Genomic DNA, 24,085 nt, shown 5'->3' with positions numbered 1-24,085 from the left:
TAAATTATTTGTTAACTGCTTATGCAGCATTACTTACCAGTTTTACCTTCTTTAAGGCTGATGTGTTCGTTTTCGTAACGAATACCTTTACCCTTGTAAGGTTCTGGTGAACGAACGGCACGGACTTCAGCAGCGAAGTCACCGACTTCTTGCTTGCTGATACCGCTGATGTTGATTGTATTGTTGTCAGGAACTTCAACCTTCAAGTCTGAAGGAACGTCCATTTCAACTGGGTTTGAGTAACCCACACTCAAGATCAACTTACCCTTTAATTGGGCACGGTAACCAACACCGACAAGCTTCAATGTCTTGCTGAAACCCTTAGTAACCCCTTCAACCATGTTGTTGAAGTTGGCACGAGTAGTTCCGTGTAAGGCACGGGTCTTGTTGTTGTCATCAGGACGGTCAAAGTTAACTTCGCCGTCTGCAACGTTCATGGTGATAATTGGTGAGAAAGTACGAGTAATGGTACCCTTTGGGCCCTTTACAGTAACATCGTTACCGTCGCGCTTAACATCAACACCATCTGGAATAGTAACTGTCTTGTAACCAATACGACTCATTTAGTAGACACCTCCCTGCTTTTTAAAGTATTACCAAACGTAGGCGAGAACTTCGCCACCGATTTTCTTTGCACGTGCTTCTTTATCAGTAACAACACCTTCTGATGTTGAGATGATTGCAATTCCTAAACCATTAAGTACCTTAGGAACAGCGTCAGACTTAACGTAAGTACGTAAACCTGGCTTTGAAATACGCTTCAAACCAGAAATAACACGTTGCTTATCGCGGCCGTACTTCAAAAATACACGAATGATGCCTTGTTTGTTATCTTCGATATATTCAACGTCGCGAATGAAACCTTCACGCTTCAAAATTTCAGCGATGTCGCGCTTCATCTTTGATGCAGGTACTTCTAATGATTCGTGGTAAACCATGTTGGCGTTACGGATCCGAGTCAAGAAGTCTGCAATTGGGTCAGTCATAGACATTAACGTTTATCCTCCTTTGTTATGAAATATTACCAGCTAGCTTTCTTCATGCCAGGAATTTGACCCTTGTGGGCAAGATCCCGTAAGCAAAGTCGGCATAAGTGGAATTTGCGATAAACTGAATGTGGACGACCACAACGTTCGCAACGCGTATAAGCTTGTGTCGAGTACTTAGCTGGACGCTGACTCTTAACAATTAATGATTTTTTAGCCACAATAATACCCTCCTTACTTAGTAAATGGCATGCCAAGTTGTGTTAACAACTCGCGTGATTCTTCGTCTGAGTTGGCAGTTGTTACAATAACAATGTCAAGACCACGAACACGGTTAACGTTATCATAGTTGATTTCTGGGAAAATCAATTGTTCACGAACCCCGAGCGTATAGTTACCACGACCATCAAAGGCGCGAGAACTGATACCATGGAAGTCACGAACACGTGGTAATGAAACGTTAACTAGCTTGTCTAAGAAGTCATACATACGTTCACCACGTAATGTAACCTTGGCACCAATTGCGTTACCTTCACGCAAACGGAAACCGGCGATTGACTTCTTGGCTTTAGTAATTAAAGGCTTTTGGCCTGAAATCAAACCAAGTTCTTCAACTGCTTCATCCAAGTTCTTAGCATTAGTCGTTGCATCACCAACACCCATGTTCAACACAATCTTGTCAAGCTTTGGTGCTTGCATAACAGAAGAATAGCTGAACTTTTCGATCATTGATGGAACAATTTCTTTAGTGTACTTTTCTTGTAAACGATTAGCCATTAGTTAATTTGTCCTCCTTTCTTTGATTACTTGTCGATGGTTTCGCCGCTCTTTTTAGCGAAACGAACCTTCTTGCCATCTTCAACGCGGAAACCAACACGGGTTGGTTCGTTGTTAGAAGGATCAAGTAACATCACGTTTGATACATGAATTGGTGCTTCAGTATCAATGATGCCACCTTGAGGATTGGCTTGAGAAGCTTTTTGATGCTTCTTGATCATGTTGATTCCTTCGACGATGACGCGGTTTTTATCGGAAAGAGTCTTTTTAACAGTTCCTTCTTTACCCTTATCCTTACCACTGATCACGCGAACTTTATCACCAGTTTTAATGAACATCCTGTTTGGCACCTCCTTATTTTCGAACGATTAAAGCACTTCTGGCGCAAGAGAAACAATCTTCATATAATCATTGTCACGTAGTTCACGCGCAACTGGTCCGAAAATACGAGTGCCTTGTGGACTCTTGTCATCACGGATTAATACCGCAGCATTTTCATCAAACTTGATGTATGAGCCATCGGCACGACGTACACGAGAAGTAGTACGAACGATAACTGCTTTGACGACGTCACCCTTTTTGACAACGCCACCTGGTGTTGCTTGTTTAACCGTAGCAACAATGACGTCACCAATGCTAGCATAACGACGCTTTGAACCACCCAGAACTTTAATAGTTAAAATTTCCCGGGCACCAGAGTTATCAGCGACTTTTAAGCGAGATTCTTGTTGGATCACCGTTAGTGTCCTCCTTTCAATCTAAGTAAAACAGAATACGATAATTGTCGAAACTAGATGATAACTGCCTTTTCAACAACTTCAAGAAGTCGGAAACGAACAGTTTTTGATAATGGACGAGTTTCCATGATTTCAACGATGTCACCAGTCTTGGCTTCATTGTTTTCGTCACGGGCTTTGTACTTTTTAGTGTACTTGATCCGCTTACCATATACTGGATGATTCTTGTAAGTTTCGACGGCAACTGTGATAGTCTTTTCCATCTTATCAGAAACGACACGACCACGGTACGTCTTACGAGCATTACGTTCTTCAGCCATTAATTATTCCTCCTTTATCGTATTCTACTTGCTTAACTCTTGTTGACGAAGCACAGTTTTGATCCGTGCAATATTCTTACGAACCTGCTTCAAACGAGCAGTGTTTTCAAGTTGACCAGTAGCCAATTGGAAACGAAGGTTGAATAATTCGTCTTTGTAGCCTTTTTCTTTTTCAAGCATTTCAGCAGTGGTTAATTCTTTAATATCTTTAGCCTTCATTTGATTCGCCACCTACTTCCTCGCGAGGGATGATCTTAGTGCGAACTGGCAACTTCATAGCAGCTAAACGCAATGCTTCACGTGCAACTTCTTCTGAAACGCCACCGACTTCGAACATAACCTTTTCACGTTTAACGGGTGCTACCCAACCTGCTGGTGCACCTTTACCATTACCCATACGAACACCGACACCTTTTTCAGTGTAGGATTTGTGAGGGAAAATCTTGATCCAAACTTTACCGCCACGCTTCATGTAACGTGTCATGGCGATACGAGCTGCTTCGATTTGACGGTTTGAAATCCAGCTTGAATCTAATGCTTGCAAACCGTAATCACCAAAAGCAACTGACTTGCCGCCTTTAGCTGCGCCACGTAACTTACCACGGTGCTCACGACGGTGCTTTACTCGCTTTGGTACTAGCATGCTATTTCCCTCCTTGTTCGTTGTTTTTGTTAGCGTTTGGCTTGTCTGGCAATACTTCGCCACGATAGATCCAAGTCTTAACGCCTAATGAACCGTAAGTTGTGTGTGCTTCAACCCAAGCATAGTCGATGTCTGCACGTAATGTGTGCAAAGGAACAGTGCCATCTGAGTAAGCTTCAACACGAGACATATCTGCACCGTTCAAACGGCCAGCAACTTGGGTTTTGATACCCTTGGCGCCAGAACGCATAGTACGTTGCATTGCCCCACGCATTGCACGACGGAAAGCAACACGGCCTTCAAGTTGACGTGCGATGTTTTCACCAACTAATTTAGCATCCAAATCAGGCTTCTTGATTTCGATGATGTTGATGTGTACACGTTTGCCAGTCAAGTTGTTTAATTCCTTACGGAGATTTTCAACTTCTGACCCACCTTTACCAATGACCATACCAGGCTTAGCAGTGTGAATTGAAATGTTGACGCGGTTAGCGGCACGTTCAATTTCTACCGTTGATACTGAGGCATCTGCAAGGCGCTTTTCGATGTATTTGCGGATTTTAAGGTCTTCGCCAAGGTAAGCAGCAAATTCTTTTTCAGCATACCACTTTGCTTCCCAGTCGCGAATAATACCGACACGTAATCCGGTTGGATTAATCTTTTGACCCACGCGTTATCCCTCCTATTTTTCAGATACGACTACTGTGATGTGACTTGTACGCTTGTTGATTGGTGAAGCAGAACCTTTGGCACGAGGACGGAACCGCTTAAGCGTTGGTCCTTCGTTAACAAAGACTTCGCTGACAACCAAATCAGAGCGGTCTAAGTCGAAATTGTTTTCAGCATTTGCAACTGCTGACATTAACACTTTTTCAACGATTGGTGAAGCACCACGAGGGGTGAACTTCAAAATTGCAATCGCTTCAGCCACGCTTTTGCCTCTGATAAGATCAACGACAAGGCGGACCTTACGTGCGGCAACACGAACTGTTTTCGCAGTTGCCTTTGCTGATGTAACTTGTTCAGCCATTAGCTAATCCTCCTTATTATTTACCTGTCTTCTTATCGTCGCCAGAATGGCCACGGAAAGTACGAGTTGGGACAAATTCACCTAACTTGTGACCAACCATATCTTCTTGAATGAATACTGGAACGTTCTTACGACCATCGTACACAGCAATTGTGTAGCCAATGAAGCTAGGGAAAATCGTTGAACGACGTGACCATGTCTTGATGACAGTCTTTTTATCTTGATCTTTTTGTGCATCGATCTTCTTCAAAAGATGTTCATCAGCGAATGGTCCCTTTTTTAAACTACGACCCATTAGATTACCCTCCTTACGAGTGAGATTACTTATGCAGTAAGTTTATTACTTCTTGCCTTTACGACGAACAATAAACTTGTTTGAACGTGCTTTGGTAGAACGAGTCTTCTTACCAGCAGTCTTCTTACCCCATGGTGATAATGGTGATGGACGACCGATAGGTGCTTTACCTTCACCACCACCATGAGGGTGATCGTTAGGGTTCATTACGGAACCACGTGATTGTGGACGCTTGCCAACCCAACGGTTACGACCAGCTTTACCAACGTTGATCAATTCGTGTTCTTCGTTACCAACAGTACCGATAGTGGCACGGTTAACGGCAAGAACCATACGAACTTCACCAGAAGTTAAACGAACCATTGCGTACTTGCCTTCTTTACCAAGCAATTGCGCACCGGCACCAGCTGAACGAACTAATTGACCACCCTTACCAGGCTTCAATTCGATGTTGTGAATAGTGGTACCAACAGGAATGTTTTGTAATGGTAATGCATTACCAACCTTGATATCAGCATCTGGACCAGATTGAACTTTGTCGCCAACCTTTAAGCCCTTAGGTGCCAAGATGTATGCCTTAACACCGTCAGTGTAAACTAACAATGCGATGTTGGCAGTCCGGTTTGGATCATATTCGATTGCTTTAACCGTAGCTGAGACGTTGTCTTTTGTACGCTTGAAGTCGATAATCCGGTATTGCGTCTTGTTACCGCCGCCACGATGACGAACAGTCTTGTGACCGTAGTTGTTACGACCAGCAGTGTGACTCTTTGATTCTAGTAATGACTTTTCTGGCTTTGACTTAGTAATTACTTGGCTATAGTCAAGGCTAGTCATATTACGCCGACCATTACTGGTTGGTTTGTATACTTTAATCGCCACGTTGATTCCCTCCTATATTAATAGATTGTTATTCTTCGCCGAATAACTTAATTTCTTCTGAGTCAGCTGAAAGGGTCACAATAGCCTTACGACGCTTCTTAGTGTAGCCTTCGTAACGACCTTGACGCTTAAGCTTACCCTTGACGTTCATGATGTTAACTTTAACAACCTTAACGTCGAAGATTTCTTCGATTGCTTTTTTAACTTGTGTCTTCGTGGCACGTACGTCCACGTCGAATGTGTAACGCTTGTCATCAAGTAAAGCAGTAGATGCTTCTGTAATGACTGGGCGTAAAATAATATCGCGTGCTTCCATTATGCGAGCACCTCCTCGATCTGAGAAAGAGCAGTTTGAGTTAACACAAGTTTGTCACTGTTGATGACATCCAATACGTTAATCCCCTTGGCATCGATTACCTTAACATTAGCAAGGTTACGAGCTGCCAATTCTGCGTTCTTGTTATCTTCCTCAAGAACCACTAAAGTCTTAGTTGAAACGTTCAAACTAGTTAATGATTGTGCAAATTCCTTGGTCTTTGGTTGATCAAAGTTAAATGCATCAACAACAACTAAGGCACCATCAGCAACCTTTTGTGAAAGGACTGACTTCAATGCCAAACGCGTAACCTTCTTAGGAAGGTGATAAGCGTATGAACGAGGTGTTGGGCCGAATACGGTACCACCACCAACCCAAATTGGTGAACGAGTAGAACCGACACGGGCACGGCCAGTACCCTTTTGACGCCATGGCTTCTTACCACCACCACGAACTGCACTACGGTTCTTAACCGCATGAGTTCCTTGGCGAAGTGAAGCGCGTTGCATCAAAACAGTATCAAACACAACGTTTTCGTTAGGTTCGATGCCAAAGATGGCTTCGTTCAATGTAACGTCACCGTTTTGGCTACCGTCTTGCTTAAATAAAGTAACACTAGTCATTTACGTTTCCTCCTTTCTTATTTCTTAGGTGCGCGAACGGCACTCTTAATTTCAACGAATGATTTGTTTGCACCAGGAACGTTCCCGCTGATCAACAATACGTTGTTTTCAACATCGGCACGGACAACCTTCAAGTTTTGAATAGTCCGAGTGTTGTTACCCATACGACCTGGTAATAACTTGCCCTTGAAAACACGGTTGATAACGGCACCTAATGAACCTGGACGACGGTGGTAACGAGAACCGTGAGTTTCTGGTCCACGACTTTGACCGTCTTTGTGGATGTTACCTTGGTAACCATGACCCTTTGTTGTACCAGTGACGTCTACGTACTCACCGGCTTCAAAGATGTCTGCCTTGACTTCATCTGCTACCTTATAGTCCCCTAGCTCAACATCTCTGATTTCATGAATGAAGCGCTTAGGGGCCGTGTTTGCTTTTGCTACATGACCTTTTTCGGGTTTGTTGCTCAATACTTCGCGCTTGTCAGCGTAACCTAATTGAATGGCGTTGTAACCATCATTTTCAACAGTCTTAACTTGTAAAACAACGTTAGGCGTTGTTTCAACAACAGTAACTGGAATTAATTCGCCATTTTCAGTGAAGACTTGCGTCATCCCTACTTTTTTTCCTAAGATTCCTTTTGTGGTCATGAGTACACCTCCGATATAATGTAATTTTTTGTCTTGAAGCTAAATTATAGTTTGATTTCGATATCCACACCTGAAGGCAAGTCTAACTTCATTAATGAGTCAACTGTCTTTGGCGTTGGGTTAACAATATCGATCAACCGTTTGTGAGTCCGCATCTCGAATTGTTCACGAGACTTCTTGAACTTATGTGGTGAACGAAGCACCGTGTAAATCGTACGTTCCGTTGGTAACGGAATAGGACCAGAAATTTCTGCACCTGTACGCTTTGCAGTTTCAACAATCTTTTCTGCAGATTGGTCAAGAATGCGGTGTTCGTAAGCCTTCAAACGGATACGAATTTTTTGTTTTGCCATTGGATTCCCTCCTTACGTCTATTTTCAAAATAAGACTAACTCCGTGAAAATTACCGTCACGCCCCGTGGCAAAGCGGCCGGGCGTGCCGCAACCTTTCACATCATCGCTTTGCTATGCTGATTCCACACCGGGGTTAGCCCCTGAAATACAGCACCTATCTATAATACACAACAACTGGCGGTTTGACAAGGTTTATTGCTAACTTTCTTTGAATTCCTGTTAATTTAATTCTGCGACGAACTGGTTTTTAACCTGTATTTCTCCCAAAATTTATTTTTTTACTCAAATTAGTGCAACAATCGCTATGATTTATCCATTCTGCCATCAAATTATTTTTGATGGTTTCCAAGTCCGCTCTAACGACCCGGATGTTTCAGGTAACGATAAGCAAGCTCGTTATTTCTTGTATTCAAATTGGTTTCTATATTATAGAAGAAACGGTTCGTCTACCTGCCAATTTAAACAATAAAAAAAGCCGCCACCCGAAGGTAACGACTTTTTAGAAATTCATCGCGCTTATTCAGCAGCAGGGTTGCCGCCGTTCTTCTTGATGATTTCTTCTTGAATTGACTTAGGAACAGCTTCGTAGTGATCGAAAGTCATGGTGAAAGTACCACGACCTTGTGATGCTGAACGAAGTGTGGTTGCATAACCGAACATTTCGGCCAATGGCACGAATGAGTGAATCATTTGTGCGTTACCACGTGCTTCCATACCATCAACACGACCACGACGGGCAGTAACTTGGCCCATGATATCGCCCATGTACTCTTCTGGTACAAGGATGTCGACCTTCATGATTGGTTCCAAGATAACTGGTGCAGCGGTCTTTGAAGCGTTACGTAAAGCGATTGAAGCGGCAACCTTAAAGGCGGCTTCACTAGAATCGACTTCGTGGTAACTACCATCGTATAACTTGGCCTTTAAGTCGATCAATGGGTAGCCGGCAAGAACACCATTTTCCATTGATTCCTTAACACCTTGTTCAACTGATGCGATGTATTCACGAGGAACAACCCCACCAACGATAGCGTCTTCGAATTCGAACCCTTTACCCTCTTCATTAGGGGTAAATTCGATCCAAACATCACCATATTGACCTTTACCACCTGATTGACGAACAAACTTACCTTGAGCAGAGGTTTGCTTCGTGAAGGCTTCACGGTATGAAACTTGAGGTGCACCAACAGTGGCTTCAACCTTGAATTCACGCTTCATACGATCAATGATGATATCCAAGTGAAGTTCACCCATACCAGCAATCAAAGTTTCACCAGTTTCAGGGTTAGTTTCGGCCCGGAAAGTAGGATCTTCTTCAGAAAGCTTTTGTAAGGCGTTGTTCATCTTGTCTTGGTCAGCCTTTGTCTTAGGTTCAACGGCAACCTGAATAACTGGTTCAGGGAATTCCATTGATTCCAAGTGCAATGGGTGATCAACATCGGTCAATGAATCACCAGTAGTGGTGTTCTTTAAACCAATAGCGGCTGCAATGTCACCTGAGAACACTTCTGGGATCTCTTGACGGTGATTTGAGTGCATTTGGAGTAAACGACCAACACGTTCACGCTTGTCCTTAGTTGAGTTCAAAACGTATGAACCAGATTCCAAAGTACCTTGGTAAACCCGGATAAACGTTAAACGACCAACGAATGGATCGGTAGCGATCTTAAATGCTAAGGCGGCAAATGGCGCGTCGTCGTTAGCCTTCAATTCAACTTCTTCATCAGTATCAGGGTTAGTAGCCTTGTAAGGCTTGACGTCTAATGGTGATGGTAAGAAGTCAACCGTAGCATCCATTAACATTTGAACACCCTTGTTCTTGAAGGCAGAACCAGCAAGAACTGGGAATAATTCAAGGTTCAAGGTTGCTTTACGGATTGCGGCTTTGATTTCAGGAATGGAAATTTCTTCACCTTCAAGGTACTTTTCCATAATGCTGTCATCAACGTCAGCCAATTCTTCGATCATTTGATCACGACGCTTTTGAGCTTCTTCCTTGTATTCATCAGGAATTTCAACCGTATCCCATTCAGCACCTAATTCGTCTTCGTCGTAGATATCGGCTTTCATTTCGATCAAGTCGATGATTCCTTCGAAGTCGTCTTCGGCACCAATAGGCATTTGGATAGCTAAAGCGTTAGCTTGGAGACGGTCCTTGATTGAGCTAACTGAGAAATCAAAATCAGCACCCAATTTGTCCATCTTGTTAACAAACACGATACGGGGAACGTCGTAATCTGAAGCTTGACGCCAAACCGTTTCAGTTTGTGGTTCAACACCGGCTTGGGCATCCAAGACAGCGATGGCACCATCAAGCACACGGAGTGAACGTTCAACTTCGACAGTGAAGTCCACGTGTCCTGGGGTATCGATGATGTTGATACGGTGACCCTTCCATTCAGCAGTGGTAGCAGCTGAAGTGATCGTGATCCCACGTTCTTGTTCTTGTTCCATCCAGTCCATTTGTGAAGCACCATCATGGGTTTCACCAATTTTGTGGATCTTACCAGTGTAATACAAGATCCGTTCAGTGGTAGTTGTCTTACCAGCATCGATATGCGCCATGATCCCGATGTTACGGGTCTTTTCTAGTGGAAAAGCTCGTGTATTAGCCATGTTAAATCTGTAACTCCTCTCAGTTTGATGACATTATTTATAGAAAAAGGATGGCTAAATTAAGACTTAATTATAGCCATCCCAACAATCCACTATCAACATTTAGTAACTTATGGTGCTGACAGCGAACTGTTTTGCTAATTACCAGCGGTAGTGAGCAAATGCACGGTTGGCATCGGCCATCTTGTGCGTATCTTCACGCTTCTTAACAGATGCACCAGTGTTGTTGGCAGCATCCATGATTTCGCGTGCAAGACGTTCAGTCATGGTGTGTTCGCCACGTGAACGTGAGTATTGAACAAGCCAACGAAGACCTAATGTTGAACGACGCTCTGGACGAACTTCGATCGGAACTTGGTAGTTAGAACCACCAACACGACGAGCCTTAACTTCCAAGACCGGCATAACATTCTTCATTGCTTCGTCAAATACTTCAACAGGATCGTTGCCGCTTTCTGACTTAATTAAATCAAATGCACCATATAAAATTTGTGATGCAGTGCCTCGCTTACCATCTAACATCAAGCGGTTAATCAAACGAGTAACCATCTTTGAGTTGTAGATTGGATCAGGAAGGACTTCACGTTTTTGGACGTTTCCTTTTCTTGGCATTACTTAGTATCCTCCTTGTTGGAACTTAGTGTTTAAGTTTTATTATTCTTTAGGCTTCTTGGTACCGTACTTAGAACGGCTTTGACGACGGTCTTCAACACCGGCAGTATCAAGGGCACCACGGATAACGTGATAACGTACACCAGGTAAATCCTTCACACGGCCCCCACGAATTAAAACAACACTATGTTCTTGAAGGTTATGACCGATACCTGGAATATAGGCGGTCACTTCAATCAAGTTTGACAAACGAACACGCGCGTACTTACGCAAAGCAGAGTTAGGCTTCTTTGGCGTCATCGTACCAACACGGGTTGCAACACCACGCTTTTGTGGTGCTGGGTTGTTAACTTGCTTCTTCTTGTAACTGTTATACCCGAAGTTTAATGCTGGGGCATTTGATTTAGAACTTCTAGATTTACGACCTTTACGAACCAATTGGTTAATTGTAGGCATCTAAGAGTCCTCCTTCCTTAGTCTAGTTATTTTAAGTCCACACATCCAGGTGATTCATTTTTGAGCAAAAAGAAAAACCGCTGCGGGATCAATTTTCGTGCTATGTTTTCCGTCAGCATGTCTGCGGAGCAGAAACCGGTCTACAAAAAGCACCTTTAAAAGAATACCACGGTTGTGTTGCCAATGTCAACGAAAGTTTGGCATCTCAACGTTACTTTCTGTCATACTAAAAACATCGCCATCTTCCTTGGCGTAGTTAGTTTTGAGGTGAATGAGAGATGCAACTTTTGATAATCTATTGTGTCATTTTTGGTACGACTGTTGGCTCGTTTTTAACAGCAGTTGTCTCCAGACAAATTACTGGTGGCTCAATTCTCCGTCCCGCCCGATCTCACTGTGATCAATGTAGCCGCCAACTTGCTTGGTTTGAGTTAATCCCCATCATCAGTTTCATCGTACTACGCGGGCGATGTAGAACCTGTTTGCATTCAATCCCCTACCATGTCTTATTGGCCGAAGTTTTTGCCGGTTGTTTGATGCTTAATTTCAAACCGGACTTTCACCATATTTGTTTTATCGTGATTGGTTTTTTACTATTATATTTATCACTTTGGGATTGGCAAATACAGCAGGTCGCTTCATGGACATTACGACTACTGGGTATCGTCTGTTGTTTAACTGCGATTTCGAGTTCACACCAAGTTAGCTTCTGGGTCTTTTTAATCATATGGCTTGCTAACCAATTCGTCACGAAACAAAACCGCTTCATTGGCTTAGCTGACATTGATGTCTTCTGCTGTCTCGGTATGGTCTTAGGCTTATTGAACGTTACCTGGGTACTTCTAATTGCCAGTTGTCTCGCAATCATTGTCCAATTAGCCATGGATCGGCATCAATTAGCATTCTTGCCGTTTCTGAGTGTTGGTTTCTTGGTTGTGATTTTGACAATGTAAAAAAATATCATTTTTGATCCACAAAAAAACGGTTCGAGAGTCATTTGACTTTCGAACCGTTTTTAAGAAGTTTACTTAGCTTCTTCTTCTTTCATCCGACGTTCTAATTCATTAATTGAATAGACGCCATCTGTAGAGGTGCTACCAACTTCTTTAGGCTTAATCTTACGGTAATCAGGCATCCCAGTACCAGCTGGAATGATCTTACCAATAATAACGTTCTCTTTAAGACCGATCAGAGGATCGTTCTTACCACGGATAGCAGCATCCGTTAAGACACGTGTCGTTTCTTGGAATGATGCAGCTGACAAGAAACTGTTCGTTTCAAGGGCAGCCTTAGTGATTCCTAAGATAACTGGACGTGCAGTGGCTGGAATATCACCATTAATCAAAGTCTTGTAGTTGTGATCCTTGAAGTCTTTGATATCCAAAAGGGTACCTGGTAAGACATCAGTATCACCCGGATCCATGACCCGAACTTTACGTAACATTTGACGAACAATGATCTCAACGTGCTTATCCAAGATCGCAATACCTTGCATACGATAGACCTTTTGGACTTCGTGAAGTAGGTAGTTTTCTGTAGATAAGACATCACGAACGCGAATCAATTCCTTAGGATCAACAGAACCTTCGTTCAATGCAGCACCACGGTGAATGAAGTCGCCTTCTGTCACACGGATTCGTGCAGTGATTGGCATGGTGTAACTACGAGTATCGGCTTCACCTTTAATCGTAATTTCCTTTGTCCGTTCTGCAGGATTCTCTTCGATTGATTCAACCGTACCAGTAACTTCTGTGATCTCAGCTTTACCTTTAGGGTTCCGAGATTCAAAAATTTCTTGAATACGAGGAAGCCCTTGGGTGATATCAGCGTTACCGGCAACACCACCGGTATGGAAGTTACGCATGGTCAATTGCGTACCTGGTTCACCGATTGATTGAGCGGCAACAGTACCAACTGCTTCGCCAATTTCAACGGGATCACCGGTGGCAACGTTACGACCATAACAGTGTTCGCAGACACCGTGGGCAGTGTTACAAGTGAAGACCGAACGAATCGTAACTGATTCGACACCAGCATCAACGATTTGTTGGGCGATGTCTTCATCAATCATTTGGTTACGACCAACAATCAGGTCACCTGACTTAGGATCGTAAACCGACTTCATCGTGTAACGACCAAGCACACGGTCGTAAAGTGGTTCAATCATTTCATTACCATTGGTGATTGCACTAATGGTTAAGCCACGATCAGTACCACAATCTTCTTCACGCACAATCACGTCTTGAGCAACATCGACCAAACGACGAGTCAAGTAACCTGAGTTGGCAGTCTTCAAGGCCGTATCGGTCATCCCTTTACGGGCACCGTGGGTCGAGATAAACATTTCCAACACAGAGAGACCTTCACGGAAGTTGGCGGTGATTGGCAATTCCATGATTTCACCGTTAGGCGCAGCCATCAAGCCACGCATCCCGGCAAGTTGCGTAAAGTTTGAGATGTTACCACGGGCACCAGAGTCAGACATCATAAAGATTGGGTTTTGAGGATCGAAGTTATGGATCAACTTGTCTTGCAAGTCATCCTTAGCATCGTTCCAAACACCAATAACTCGTTCGTAACGCTCTTGGTCAGTAATCAGACCACGACGGAACTGCTTTGTGATGGTGGCCACTTGCTTGTGGGCATCGTCAATAATTTGAGGTTTATCTTTAACTTCGGTAACGTCAACGATTCCGACGGTTAAACCAGAACGCGTTGATTCGTTGTAACCAAGGTCTTTCATACGGTCAAGAAGTTCTGACGTTTCAGTCACCTTAAATTGTTTGTAAACTTCGGCGATAATATCACTTAAGAAACCTTTCTTAAATGGTAAGACCACTTCAGCGTTCTTAAGGTGTTCATGAATGTCTTCACCTTCGTCCAAGAAATACTTGTCAGGGACAAAGCCACCTAAGTTCGTATTAGTTGGTTCGTTCAAGTATGGGAACGATTGTGGCAAGATGCTGTTGAAAATCAACTTCCCAACACTCGTTACCAAAATCTTGCTCTTTTGTTCATCGGTGAAAGGCTTCCCCTTCAATGATGACGTTTGAACCCCAACACGGGTGTGCCAGTGAACTAAACCATTACGGTAAGCTAACACGGCTTCATCCATATCCTTGAAAATCATACCTTCGCCTTCACGGCCAGCTTCTTCCATGGTGAGGTAGTAGTTACCAATAACCATATCTTGAGAAGGCGTAACCACTGGCTTCCCATCCTTAGGTGCCAAGATGTGACCTGCAGCAAGCATCAAAAGACGAGCTTCTGCTTGAGCTTCATCTGATAAAGGCACGTGAATGGCCATTTGGTCACCATCGAAATCGGCGTTGTAAGCTTCACAGGCCAATGGGTGTAACCGCATGGCTTTACCACTTACTAAGACGGGTTCGAAGGCTTGGATACCCAAACGGTGAAGCGTAGGTGCCCGGTTCAACAGAACAGGGTGTTCCTTGATAACGTCACCCAATACTGAGTAAACATCATCGTCTTCACGGTCGATCTTACGCTTAGCGTTCTTAATGTTAGAAGCTAAACCACGGTTAACCAATTCCTTCATGATGAATGGCTTGAAAAGCTCCATTGCCATTGGCACCGGTAAGCCCATTTGGTTCATACGAAGGGTTGGTCCAACGTCGATAACTGAACGGCCAGAGTAGTCAACACGCTTACCAAGTAAGTTTTGACGGAAACGACCTTGCTTCCCTTTCAACATGTGTGAAAGAGACTTCAATGGACGGTTACCCGGACCAGCAACTGGACGACCACGACGACCGTTATCGATCAAAGCATCAACGGCTTCTTGTAACATCCGCTTTTCGTTTTGAACGATGATGCCAGGTGCGTGTAAGTCAAGCAAACGCTTGAGACGGTTGTTACGGTTAATTACCCGACGATACAAATCGTTCAAATCGGAAGTAGCGAAACGGCCACCTTCCAATTGAACCATTGGTCGTAAATCAGGTGGAATAACGGGGATGGTATCCATTACCATCCACTCCGGCTTGTTGCCTGAAGTAACGAAGGCTTCCAAGATGTCCAAACGACGAACGGCACGCGTCCGCTTTTGGCCAGTGGCTTCCTTAAGCTCTTCCTTTAAATCAGCAACTTCCTGGTTAAGATCAACGTCGCGAAGTAACTTTTTAATTGCTTCGGCGCCCATCTCAGCAGTAAAGCCATTGCCGTATTCAGCTTTCTTATCACGGTATTCACGTTCAGAAAGTAACTGCTTCTTTTCAAGTGGTGTGTTACCTGGTTCGATAACAACGTATGATGCAAAGTAGATTACTTCTTCAAGTGAACGTGGGCTCATATCAAGTACAAGACCCATACGACTTGGAATGCCCTTAAAGTACCAGATGTGAGTGACTGGGGCAGCTAATTCAATGTGTCCCATACGTTCACGACGAACCTTTGAACGGGTAACTTCAACGCCACAACGGTCACAAACAACACCCTTGTAACGAATCCGCTTGTACTTACCACAAGCACATTCCCAGTCCTTGGTTGGTCCGAAGATACGTTCATCGAACAGTCCGTCTTTTTCTGGCTTCAAAGTCCGGTAGTTGATTGTTTCTGGCTTCTTAACTTCACCATATGACCAACTCCGAATCTTATCAGGCGATGCAAGTCCAATTTGCATGCTTTCGAACTTATTGACATCGACCAATGGATCGACCTCCCTTTACTTAATCCTTAGCGTTAGTGTTAGCTTCATCAGTGTTAGCGGCTTGCGCTTCTTTTGCTTCCTGCGCTTGCTTTTGTTCCTTTTGTTGTTCCGCAAATTTACTCAAAGCGTCAACGTTAACAACGTCATCGTCTTCTTCGTCCATATCACGTAACTCAATCTCTTGTTTGTCACTGCCAAGAACCTTCATGTCCAAACCAAGTGATTGTAATTCCTTAACCAACACACGGAAGGATTCAGGAACGCCAGGCTTTGGAATTGGTTCGCCCTTGACGATGGCTTCGTAGGTCTTCACACGACCAACCACGTCATCTGACTTGTAAGTCAAGATTTCTTGTAGTGTGTAAGCAGCACCGTAAGCTTCAAGGGCCCAAACTTCCATTTCACCGAAACGTTGGCCACCAAATTGGGCTTTCCCACCAAGTGGTTGTTGGGTAACTAATGAGTATGGTCCGATTGAACGAGCATGGATCTTATCGTCAACCATGTGGGCCAACTTCATGTAGTGCATTACCCCAACGGCAACACGTTTGTCAAATGGTTCACCGGTCCGACCATCGTATAAGACAGTCTTGGCATCATCAGCCATACCGGCTTCCTTAACAGCAGCCCAGATATCTTCATCTTGTGCACCATCAAAGACTGGTGTACTGATGTGGATACCCAACTTACGAGCAGCCATTCCCAAGTGAATTTCGAGCACTTGCCCGATGTTCATACGAGAAGGCACACCCATTGGGCTCAGCATGATATCGATTGGAGTACCATCTGGCATGTAAGGCATATCTTCTTGAGGGATAACGATTGAAACGGTCCCTTTGTTACCGTGACGGCCGGCCATCTTATCACCAACTTGGAGCTTACGCTTCTGGGCAATGTAGACACGAACCATCATGTTAACACCAGGTGATAATTCATCACCGTTTTCACGGGTGAAGATCCGGACGTTTTGGATAATACCGCCACCACCATGAGGAACCTTAAGTGAGGTATCACGGACTTCACGGGCTTTTTCACCAAAGATGGCGTGTAACAGACGTTCCTCAGCTGAAAGTTCAGTCACACCCTTAGGCGTAACCTTACCAACTAAGATGTCGCCATCATGAACCTCGGCGCCGATGCGAATAATCCCCTCTTCGTCGAGGTTCTTCAATGCATCTTCACCAACGTTAGGAATTTCACGGGTGATCTCTTCAGGTCCTAACTTCGTATCACGTGCTTCTGATTCATATTCTTCAATATGAATTGACGTGTAGATATCGTCCTTAACAAGTCGTTCGTTAATGGCGATGGCATCTTCGAAGTTATAACCTTGCCAAGTCATGAAGGCTACTAATGGGTTTTGACCCAAAGCAAGTTCACCATCTTCCATTGATGGTCCGTCAGCCAAAACTTCGTCAGCATCAACTTGATCGCCGACTTTAACGATTGGCCGTTGGTTGTAGTTCTTACCACCGTTAGAACGTTGGAACTTCATCAACTTGTAAGTGTCTAATGCACCGTCTTCGCGGCGAACGCGAATTTCACGAGCATCAACGTATTCAACTGTTCCGTCGTGCTTGCTTAATAAAGCAACACCCGAGTCATGAGCAGCTTTGTATTCAATACCAGTCCCGATAAGTGGTGAGTGTGGGTCAAGCAAAGGAACAGCCTGACGCATCATGTTAGCACCCATCAACGCACGGTTAGAGTCATCGTTTTCCAAGAAAGGAATGCAGGCCGTAGCGACCGACACAACTTGCTTAGGCGAAACGTCCATGTAATCGACCTTATCGATGCTGGTTTCGATGTTTTCTGACTTAGCACGGGCCATAACCACATCGTTAACAAATGAACCGTCATCCGTTAATGGTGAGTTAGCTTGTGCAACAACGTAGTTATCTTCTTCGTCGGCAGTCAAGTAATCGATCTTATCGGTAACCTTGTGGGTCGTCCAAGAAACACGACGGTAAGGGGTTTCGATAAAGCCGTACTTGTTGATACGGGCGTATGAAGACAAACTGTTGATCAACCCAATGTTAGGGCCTTCAGGCGTTTCGATAGGACACATACGACCATAGTGGGTGTAGTGCACGTCACGAACTTCATAACCGGCACGGTCACGAGTCAAACCACCAGGTCCAAGGGCTGAAAGACGACGCTTATGCGTTAATTCACCCAATGGATTGGTTTGGTCCATGAATTGTGACAGTTGTGATGACCCGAAGAATTCTTTGATTGAGGCAACAACTGGGCGAATGTTGATCAATTGTTGTGGTGTTACAGTGGAAGCGTCTTGGATTGACATCCGTTCGCGAACCACACGTTCCATCCGTGATAACCCAATTCGGAATTGGTTTTGAAGTAATTCACCAACTGAACGAATACGACGGTTACCCAAGTGATCAATATCATCAGTTGAACCGATACCTTCTTGTAAGTTAAAGAAGTAGTTAACGGCAGCCAAAATATCAGCAGGAGTAATGTGCTTGTACTTCAAGTCAATGTGACCATTACCAATCACTGGTAAGGCACGCTCTGGATCTTCCGGTGACTGCACCATAATGGTTTGCAACGTCACTGGTTCAGTTACAACTGCATCGTCAGCAGGAGTATAAGTAACCGTCTTGAAGTCTTCTTGATCAAGATATGGTGTCAAAGTCTTCAAGCGATCCTTATCGATCAAATCACCCTTTTGTGCCAAAACTTCGCCAGTTTCTGGATCAGCCAAAGTTTCTGCTAAGGTTAAGCCAAGTAAACGGTTCTTTAAGACCAGCTTCTTGTTAGTCTTGTAACGACCAACGGGTGCCATGTCATAACGTTTTGGATCAAAGAAACGAGCAGTCAACAGACTCCGTGAAGAATCAGCCGTCTTAGGTTCACCTGGACGCAAGCGTTCGTAGATGTCCTTTAAGGCCTCTTCAACACGAGAATCATCGTCGTTTTTGTGAACATCCTTTTCCAAGGTTGACATCAAGCTGTCGTTGTCACCGAACATCTTGATGATTTCATCATCAGAACCAAACCCTAATGCCCGAACTAATTCAGTCATTGGAATCTTACGAGTACGATCAATACGTACATATGAAAGACCCTTTGCATCGGTTTCGAATTCTAACCATGCACCACGGTTAGGAATGACAGTGGCACCATATACGGTCCGACCATTCTTGTCAGTTTCTTCATTATAATAAACACCAGGGGAACGGACTAATTGAGAAACAATCACTCGTTCCGCACCATTAATAATAAATGTCCCTTGCGCTGTCATTAACGGGAAATCACCGAAGAAAACATCTTGGGATTTGATTTCGCCAGTTTCGTGGTTCGTTAACCGCAAAGTGACGTGTAACGGTGCTGAGAAGTTAGCATCGTGTTCTCTTGCTTCGTCAACGGTATATTTTGGTTCTAGTAACTGGTAATCAACGAACTCTAATGATAAATTGCCTTGGAAATCTTCGATTGGCATAATGTCATCGAACATGTCCCGAAGACCTTCATCTAGAAACCATTGGTACGAATTCTTTTGGATTTCAATCAAGTTAGGTAAATCCAACACTTCTTTGATTCGTGCGTAGCTTCGACGGGTCCGGTGCTTGCCGTATTTAACCAAGTGTCCTGCCAAGTTGTTCACCTCTCCATTTTATTCAGCGAACCGAAACCAATGTTACAGTTTGATTACATTTTCAAAGAAAACGATTTCTCACCGGTTTTTTGGCAAAAAAAATCCAAAAGAAAGAAGAATTTCTTACTTTTGGTTTTTATGAGATCCGCTACGGACAATAGATTGCAACGGGTCATTTCAGTTCACAGTTACATACTGTAATGTAGTATACTGACTTCTTATTTAATTGTCAACCCATTATGCTCAGTCTGCAACCAGACCGTGCATAATCATATCTAATAACTGTTCAATCTGTTCAGTTTGCGTCACTTCCGGCCCGCCAATTCGGTGGAAGCGGCTAAATAACGGACTCAAACTCGTAATGTAAAACGCTGCTGCTTGCTTAGCGTCTAATTGCCCCCGCAAGTTAACGTCTGGGCTCTCAAAAAAAGTTTCAATGGGTGTGATGTAGTCCATCTGAAATAACATGCCAAGTTGTTTCATGTTTTCTGGCTTGAGGTCCGCAAAACTGGAATGAATCACAGTGAAAATATCTCGTGGGTGCGCATCCGTTAAGACCTGTGTGATCTGAACCAGGCGCTGTGTCGCAGTTGCAGCTTGACTTGATTGATTAATTGCATCGATTCGTGTTTTGATACCCGCACCAACGGTTTGAATCACTTGCAGATAAATCACTTCTTTATCTGCAAAGTGGTGGTACAGTGCCGGTTGCGTGATACCGACTGCCTTGGCAATATCGCGGGTTGATGTGCCCTGAAACCCCTTCGTGAGAAATAGCGTCTGAGCTGCTTCCAAAATGGCTCGGTGGGTCTTTTCTAGTTGCGCCTCTCGTTTCAATGCCACTATTCCCTCCTCCCTACGTCCAATAATCTGAATACTAGTTTACCACGAAACACTCAAAATACAGAATAGCTGCGCTCAAATTTAGTGAAATAATCGTCTATACCAGGTGAGTGCCATTCGTTTGCATGCCTTGTCGATAAAAATAGCCTCGCAAACACCGAGTGGCATCTGCGAGACTATCTACATAACCCTTAAATTTTCAGTAGTTCACAAGTTTGACTTGTTTATTTACTGCCAACTGGTTGATTCTTTTCTGACTTTGGTGCATCGGCTTCCTTCACATTAACTGTGATGTTACCACGCGTTGCACCAAGCGTTACTTGACTGCCTGGTTTAATTTCGCCAGACAACAACGCTTCACTTAAGCGGTCTTCAATCTTAGTTTGCAATGCACGGCGAATTGGTCGCGCACCGTATTCTGGATCAAAGCCGGCATCAGCAATCACATCAATTGCAGCAGGTGTGATCTTGACTGGAATCCCCTGATCGCTAATCCGTTTGATAACGGTCTTTGCCATCAACTTCACGATTTGGTGGAGTTCCTTCTTTTGAAGACTGTGGAAAATCACAACTTCATCGATTCGGTTCAAGAACTCCGGACGGAAGCTCTGTTTCAGCGTCTCACGAATCGTGTCCGCCATTGCCTTGTAGTCCGCCGCCTTATCTTCGGCACCGAAGCCCACGGTCTTTTCATCCCGTAAACGGGTAGCACCCAAGTTTGAAGTCATAATTAGAATCGTGTTTCGGAAATCAACCTTACGACCCTTGGAGTCAGTCAAGTAGCCATCATCCAGCACTTGGAGTAACAGGTTAAAGACGTCTGGGTGAGCCTTTTCAACTTCGTCAAATAGCACAACTGAATATGGCTTTTGACGAACCTTTTCGGTCAACTGACCGCCTTCTTCGTAACCAACGTAACCAGGTGCTGACCCAATTAAACGACTGGTCGAATACTTTTCCATGTACTCACTCATATCAACCCGAATGATGTTGTCTTCTGAGCCAAACATTGCTTCAGCCAAGGCCTTCGCTAATTCGGTCTTCCCAACACCAGTTGGACCTAAGAACATGAATGAACCAATTGGTCGGTTCGGATCCTTCAAACCTGAACGGGCTCGACGAATGGCACGAGAAACAGCTGAGACCGCTTCTTCTTGGCCCACCACTCGCTTGTGCAAGATACCTTCCAAGTTGATCAACCGTTCTTGTTCAGTCCGCTGTAACTGGGTCGTTGGTACGCCAGTCCATTCAGATACGACTTCGGCAACGTCTTCGCCAGTCACGTTTAAACTATACTGCGTATCTGACTGTGCTAATTTAGCAGCCTTTTTATCGAGCTTTTCTTTCAGGGCAATTTCTTGCTCACGTAACTCTGCAGCTTCTTCAAAGCGTTGATCCAAAATGGCAGCTTCACGCTGATCAGATAATTCCGCCAGCTTGGCTTCTTGCTTAGATTGGTTGTTAGGCTTATCCATTTGACTAATGCGAACCTTAGCAGCGGCCTCATCCATTAAATCAATGGCCTTATCTGGTAGATAACGGTCCGTGATATAACGGGTTGAGAGTTTAACCGCTTGTTCCAAAGCATCATCGGAAATATTAGCCTTGTGGTGTTCTTCGTAACGTGGCCGTAACCCTTTAAGGATTTGAATGGTCTCGTCTTCCGTTGGTTCGTCGACTTGAACTGTCGCAAAACGACGTTCCAACGCAGCATCAGATTCAATGTACTTTTGGTATTCATCCAAGGTTGTTGCCCCAATGGTTTGGAGTTCACCACGTGCCAGTGCTGGTTTTAGGATGTTAGAAGCATCAATGGCCCCTTCAGCACCACCGGCACCAATCAACGTGTGTAATTCATCGATAAACAGGATAACCTGACCGTCGTTGTAGATTTCTTCAATCACCTTTTTAAGACGATCTTCGAATTCACCACGATACTTGGTACCGGCGACCAAAGAACCCATATCAAGCGCCATCAAACGCTTTTGTTGCATATCTTCGGGTACGTCACCGGCCACGATGCGTTGGGCTAACCCCTCGGCAATCGCCGTTTTACCAACCCCGGGTTCACCAATCAACACTGGGTTGTTCTTAGTTCGACGACTCAAAATTTGAATGACTCGACGAACTTCACGATTACGGCCAACCGTTGGATCCATCCGGTCGTCGCGTGCCAACTGCGTTAAGTCGCGTGCCAATGAATCAAGGGTTGGTGTGCCACCCTGTTGCTTGCGCGCACGTTGATTACGTCGCTTGTCTTGCGTTTCAGTGACACCAAGCTTACGTAAAATAACCTTACGGGCTTGGGCCAAATCGATGTTTAAATTCATTAAAATACGTGAGGAGAGAATCGTTTCGTCACTAAGTAATGCTAACAATAAGTGCTCAGTGCCAATCTTAGTAGCACCGATTCGTTTAGCTTCTTCACCAGCCACAGAAAGCATATCCTTGGCTTTTGGTGAGTATGGCAGGTACGTATCCTTATCAATGTTATTCAACGTCCCATAACCAGTGAAACGTTCGATCTCTTCGCGCACGTCATCTTCACTAATGGAGAACTGTTGCAAAACCTTGTTTGCGATCCCGTTCTTCTCAATCGTGAGTGCTAAAAGTAAGTGCTCTGTGCCGACCGCTTGGTGCTTAAAATACTTGGCTTGCTCTTGCGCTAAAGCCAAAACGCTCTTGGCACTGGGGGTAAAAAGATTATCCATATCAATTCCTCACTTTCCTAGCTCTCGTAACGTAAATGTTTCAAAATACTGACTAAAATACGCGCCCTCAAGCCGTTTTCTTCTGCACGGTTATCCATCTTCAAGGTATCTTTGTTCATGATTGTCAAAATGATATTGGCTTCTCGTCGGCCGATAACACCACTCTCATAAAGTCCTTGAACCACGGCATAACCATCTCGTTGTCCAATTGAATCACCAATCGTTTCAATCAATGAGTCCAACACGTCGGTATCATCTAATAGGTTAACCTTCTCGATGCGGATATAACCACCACCGCCACGTTTGCTTTCAACGAGATACCCGTTGGATAGGGTAAATCTCGTCTTAATCACGTAATTAATCTGAGAAGGTACGACGTTGAATAATTCCGCAACCTCAGATCGGCGAATTTCTACGTGCGCCGTGTCCGATAAAATCTGTTTCAAGTACTTCTCGATAATATCGGAAATATTTTGATTTTGCACGTTACTCCCTCCATTCACCAACTCAGCAATCTACTTTGACTAATGTTGACTTTTATTATACGAATGTTTAGTCAAAAAGCAAAGGTTTACGCTTTAATTTGTCTGGTAAAAGTTAGAAATTGTGCTAAAAAAGATGATTTCTACCTATAATAAAGTCAAAACTTCGGTAATTATGATCAACGAATGATTATCCGTACACTTATCATTATAAGCCATCACACAGCAAAACCACATCATTTACGGTATTTTTCCGTAGATAATGTGGTTTTGTTCACCGATTAAGCACACAAGCATTCACATAAAACTTAACCCGAAAAAAAACGACCATCAAATTGATGATCGTTTTACCCGGGAACGTAGTCGGGAAAACAGGATTTGAACCTGCGACCCCTACGTCCCGAACGTAGTGCTCTACCAAGCTGAGCTACTTCCCGATGTTGTCGTTAAACAACAAA

26 protein-coding genes, 1 tRNA gene and 1 pseudogene are annotated in these 24,085 nt (G+C 44.0%); 2 read left to right on the top strand and 26 right to left on the bottom strand.

Annotation, left to right across the window (positions count from 1 at the left end; all coding sequences use genetic code 11):
• Positions 1 to 29: 29 nt before the first annotated feature.
• The 20 genes from rplF to rpsL form a co-directional block, all read right to left on the bottom strand.
• A complete protein-coding gene (gene rplF, locus FD04_RS11425; RefSeq protein WP_054700916.1) occupies positions 30 to 563 on the bottom strand; it encodes a 50S ribosomal protein L6 in 534 nt (177 codons plus the stop codon).
• A 30-nt stretch (positions 564 to 593) separates the two neighbouring features.
• A complete protein-coding gene (gene rpsH, locus FD04_RS11420; protein ID WP_054700913.1) occupies positions 594 to 992 on the bottom strand; it encodes a 30S ribosomal protein S8 in 399 nt (132 codons plus the stop codon).
• Between the two features lie 29 nt (positions 993 to 1,021).
• Positions 1,022 to 1,207, bottom strand: a complete 186-nt coding sequence (locus FD04_RS11415; RefSeq protein WP_056948929.1) for a type Z 30S ribosomal protein S14 — start codon at positions 1,205 to 1,207, stop codon at positions 1,022 to 1,024.
• A gap of 13 nt (positions 1,208 to 1,220) precedes the next feature.
• Positions 1,221 to 1,763 (bottom strand): 50S ribosomal protein L5, encoded by a 543-nt coding sequence (rplE, locus tag FD04_RS11410; RefSeq protein WP_056948928.1) that lies wholly within the window; start codon positions 1,761 to 1,763, stop codon positions 1,221 to 1,223.
• Between the two features lie 26 nt (positions 1,764 to 1,789).
• Complete coding sequence (rplX, locus tag FD04_RS11405) at positions 1,790 to 2,101, bottom strand: 50S ribosomal protein L24 (protein ID WP_054700907.1); 312 nt, start codon at positions 2,099 to 2,101, stop codon at positions 1,790 to 1,792.
• Positions 2,102 to 2,131: 30 nt separating this feature from the next.
• On the bottom strand, positions 2,132 to 2,500 hold the full coding sequence (rplN, locus tag FD04_RS11400; protein WP_054700906.1) for a 50S ribosomal protein L14: 369 nt from the start codon (positions 2,498 to 2,500) through the stop codon (positions 2,132 to 2,134).
• A 53-nt stretch (positions 2,501 to 2,553) separates the two neighbouring features.
• Entirely contained in the window at positions 2,554 to 2,820 is a 267-nt protein-coding gene (gene rpsQ, locus FD04_RS11395; protein WP_054700903.1) for a 30S ribosomal protein S17, read from the bottom strand.
• Between the two features lie 24 nt (positions 2,821 to 2,844).
• On the bottom strand, positions 2,845 to 3,039 hold the full coding sequence (gene rpmC, locus FD04_RS11390; RefSeq protein WP_054700900.1) for a 50S ribosomal protein L29: 195 nt from the start codon (positions 3,037 to 3,039) through the stop codon (positions 2,845 to 2,847).
• Positions 3,029 to 3,463: a 50S ribosomal protein L16 gene (rplP, locus tag FD04_RS11385; RefSeq protein ID WP_054700897.1), complete on the bottom strand. Its 435-nt coding sequence runs from the start codon at positions 3,461 to 3,463 to the stop codon at positions 3,029 to 3,031. Before rplP ends, rpmC begins: the two co-directional genes overlap by 11 nt.
• 1 nt (position 3,464) lies before the next feature.
• Entirely contained in the window at positions 3,465 to 4,133 is a 669-nt protein-coding gene (gene rpsC / locus FD04_RS11380; protein WP_054700894.1) for a 30S ribosomal protein S3, read from the bottom strand.
• Positions 4,134 to 4,145: 12 nt separating this feature from the next.
• Positions 4,146 to 4,493 carry a 50S ribosomal protein L22 gene (gene rplV, locus FD04_RS11375; RefSeq protein ID WP_054700891.1) on the bottom strand — a complete coding sequence of 116 codons (348 nt, stop codon included), beginning with the start codon at positions 4,491 to 4,493 and terminating at the stop codon, positions 4,146 to 4,148.
• A 16-nt stretch (positions 4,494 to 4,509) separates the two neighbouring features.
• On the bottom strand, positions 4,510 to 4,788 hold the full coding sequence (gene rpsS, locus FD04_RS11370; protein WP_056948927.1) for a 30S ribosomal protein S19: 279 nt from the start codon (positions 4,786 to 4,788) through the stop codon (positions 4,510 to 4,512).
• Between the two features lie 45 nt (positions 4,789 to 4,833).
• The gene (gene rplB / locus FD04_RS11365; protein ID WP_054700886.1) at positions 4,834 to 5,670 is read right to left on the bottom strand and encodes a 50S ribosomal protein L2; all 837 of its coding nucleotides are present in this window, start codon (positions 5,668 to 5,670) and stop codon (positions 4,834 to 4,836) included.
• Between the two features lie 28 nt (positions 5,671 to 5,698).
• Positions 5,699 to 5,986 (bottom strand): 50S ribosomal protein L23, encoded by a 288-nt coding sequence (rplW, locus tag FD04_RS11360; RefSeq protein ID WP_056948926.1) that lies wholly within the window; start codon positions 5,984 to 5,986, stop codon positions 5,699 to 5,701.
• Positions 5,986 to 6,609 (bottom strand): 50S ribosomal protein L4, encoded by a 624-nt coding sequence (rplD, locus tag FD04_RS11355; RefSeq protein ID WP_054700884.1) that lies wholly within the window; start codon positions 6,607 to 6,609, stop codon positions 5,986 to 5,988. The genes rplW and rplD overlap by 1 nt, the downstream gene beginning before the upstream one ends.
• 17 nt (positions 6,610 to 6,626) lie before the next feature.
• On the bottom strand, positions 6,627 to 7,262 hold the full coding sequence (rplC, locus tag FD04_RS11350) for a 50S ribosomal protein L3 (RefSeq protein WP_056948925.1): 636 nt from the start codon (positions 7,260 to 7,262) through the stop codon (positions 6,627 to 6,629).
• Between the two features lie 44 nt (positions 7,263 to 7,306).
• Positions 7,307 to 7,615 (bottom strand): 30S ribosomal protein S10, encoded by a 309-nt coding sequence (rpsJ, locus tag FD04_RS11345; protein ID WP_054709151.1) that lies wholly within the window; start codon positions 7,613 to 7,615, stop codon positions 7,307 to 7,309.
• Between the two features lie 517 nt (positions 7,616 to 8,132).
• Positions 8,133 to 10,232: an elongation factor G gene (gene fusA, locus FD04_RS11340; protein WP_056948924.1), complete on the bottom strand. Its 2,100-nt coding sequence runs from the start codon at positions 10,230 to 10,232 to the stop codon at positions 8,133 to 8,135.
• Positions 10,233 to 10,373: 141 nt separating this feature from the next.
• Positions 10,374 to 10,844, bottom strand: coding sequence for a 30S ribosomal protein S7 (rpsG, locus tag FD04_RS11335; RefSeq protein ID WP_054700878.1), 471 nt, complete (start codon positions 10,842 to 10,844; stop codon positions 10,374 to 10,376).
• A 42-nt stretch (positions 10,845 to 10,886) separates the two neighbouring features.
• On the bottom strand, positions 10,887 to 11,300 hold the full coding sequence (gene rpsL / locus FD04_RS11330; protein ID WP_054700876.1) for a 30S ribosomal protein S12: 414 nt from the start codon (positions 11,298 to 11,300) through the stop codon (positions 10,887 to 10,889).
• 278 nt (positions 11,301 to 11,578) lie between these two features.
• Here rpsL and FD04_RS12960 point away from each other — a divergent pair.
• Positions 11,579 to 11,830 (top strand): annotated as a pseudogene (locus tag FD04_RS12960) (prepilin peptidase); the annotation flags it as partial.
• A gap of 6 nt (positions 11,831 to 11,836) precedes the next feature.
• On the top strand, positions 11,837 to 12,253 hold the full coding sequence (locus tag FD04_RS12835; protein ID WP_235805697.1) for a hypothetical protein: 417 nt from the start codon (positions 11,837 to 11,839) through the stop codon (positions 12,251 to 12,253).
• 71 nt (positions 12,254 to 12,324) lie between these two features.
• Here the strand turns inward: FD04_RS12835 and rpoC are convergent, their stop codons facing one another.
• From rpoC to FD04_RS11295, 6 genes are all read right to left on the bottom strand, one after another.
• Entirely contained in the window at positions 12,325 to 15,969 is a 3,645-nt protein-coding gene (gene rpoC / locus FD04_RS11320; protein WP_056948920.1) for a DNA-directed RNA polymerase subunit beta', read from the bottom strand.
• Between the two features lie 19 nt (positions 15,970 to 15,988).
• Positions 15,989 to 19,591 carry a DNA-directed RNA polymerase subunit beta gene (gene rpoB, locus FD04_RS11315; protein WP_056948918.1) on the bottom strand — a complete coding sequence of 1,201 codons (3,603 nt, stop codon included), beginning with the start codon at positions 19,589 to 19,591 and terminating at the stop codon, positions 15,989 to 15,991.
• Positions 19,592 to 19,834: 243 nt separating this feature from the next.
• Positions 19,835 to 20,434, bottom strand: a complete 600-nt coding sequence (locus FD04_RS11310; RefSeq protein ID WP_420806526.1) for a TetR/AcrR family transcriptional regulator — start codon at positions 20,432 to 20,434, stop codon at positions 19,835 to 19,837.
• A gap of 224 nt (positions 20,435 to 20,658) precedes the next feature.
• On the bottom strand, positions 20,659 to 23,145 hold the full coding sequence (locus tag FD04_RS11305) for an ATP-dependent Clp protease ATP-binding subunit (protein ID WP_056948916.1): 2,487 nt from the start codon (positions 23,143 to 23,145) through the stop codon (positions 20,659 to 20,661).
• A gap of 17 nt (positions 23,146 to 23,162) precedes the next feature.
• Complete coding sequence (locus FD04_RS11300) at positions 23,163 to 23,630, bottom strand: CtsR family transcriptional regulator (protein ID WP_054700870.1); 468 nt, start codon at positions 23,628 to 23,630, stop codon at positions 23,163 to 23,165.
• A 360-nt stretch (positions 23,631 to 23,990) separates the two neighbouring features.
• Positions 23,991 to 24,064, bottom strand: a tRNA-Pro gene (locus FD04_RS11295).
• Positions 24,065 to 24,085: the final 21 nt, after the last annotated feature.

The organism is Secundilactobacillus odoratitofui DSM 19909 = JCM 15043, assembly GCF_001434895.1.
Lineage (GTDB): Bacteria > Bacillota > Bacilli > Lactobacillales > Lactobacillaceae > Secundilactobacillus > Secundilactobacillus odoratitofui.
The sequence above is the reverse complement of the archived record's forward strand: the minus strand, read 5'-3'. Positions and strand labels throughout refer to the sequence as shown.

Coding starts and splice junctions, on each gene's coding strand:
- rplD (WP_054700884.1), bottom strand. CDS start 6,609: ATGACTAGTGTTACTTTATTTAAGCAAGACGGTAGCCAAAACGGTGAC.
- rpsJ (WP_054709151.1), bottom strand. CDS start 7,615: ATGGCAAAACAAAAAATTCGTATCCGTTTGAAGGCTTACGAACACCGC.
- rplV (WP_054700891.1), bottom strand. CDS start 4,493: ATGGCTGAACAAGTTACATCAGCAAAGGCAACTGCGAAAACAGTTCGT.
- FD04_RS11305 (WP_056948916.1), bottom strand. CDS start 23,145: ATGGATAATCTTTTTACCCCCAGTGCCAAGAGCGTTTTGGCTTTAGCG.
- rpmC (WP_054700900.1), bottom strand. CDS start 3,039: ATGAAGGCTAAAGATATTAAAGAATTAACCACTGCTGAAATGCTTGAA.
- rpsQ (WP_054700903.1), bottom strand. CDS start 2,820: ATGGCTGAAGAACGTAATGCTCGTAAGACGTACCGTGGTCGTGTCGTT.
- rpsH (WP_054700913.1), bottom strand. CDS start 992: ATGTCTATGACTGACCCAATTGCAGACTTCTTGACTCGGATCCGTAAC.
- rplP (WP_054700897.1), bottom strand. CDS start 3,463: ATGCTAGTACCAAAGCGAGTAAAGCACCGTCGTGAGCACCGTGGTAAG.
- rplX (WP_054700907.1), bottom strand. CDS start 2,101: ATGTTCATTAAAACTGGTGATAAAGTTCGCGTGATCAGTGGTAAGGAT.
- rplF (WP_054700916.1), bottom strand. CDS start 563: ATGAGTCGTATTGGTTACAAGACAGTTACTATTCCAGATGGTGTTGAT.
- FD04_RS12835 (WP_235805697.1), top strand. CDS start 11,837: ATGCTTAATTTCAAACCGGACTTTCACCATATTTGTTTTATCGTGATT.
- rplC (WP_056948925.1), bottom strand. CDS start 7,262: ATGACCACAAAAGGAATCTTAGGAAAAAAAGTAGGGATGACGCAAGTC.
- fusA (WP_056948924.1), bottom strand. CDS start 10,232: ATGGCTAATACACGAGCTTTTCCACTAGAAAAGACCCGTAACATCGGG.
- rplW (WP_056948926.1), bottom strand. CDS start 5,986: ATGGAAGCACGCGATATTATTTTACGCCCAGTCATTACAGAAGCATCT.
- rpsG (WP_054700878.1), bottom strand. CDS start 10,844: ATGCCAAGAAAAGGAAACGTCCAAAAACGTGAAGTCCTTCCTGATCCA.
- rpsL (WP_054700876.1), bottom strand. CDS start 11,300: ATGCCTACAATTAACCAATTGGTTCGTAAAGGTCGTAAATCTAGAAGT.
- rpsS (WP_056948927.1), bottom strand. CDS start 4,788: ATGGGTCGTAGTTTAAAAAAGGGACCATTCGCTGATGAACATCTTTTG.
- rplE (WP_056948928.1), bottom strand. CDS start 1,763: ATGGCTAATCGTTTACAAGAAAAGTACACTAAAGAAATTGTTCCATCA.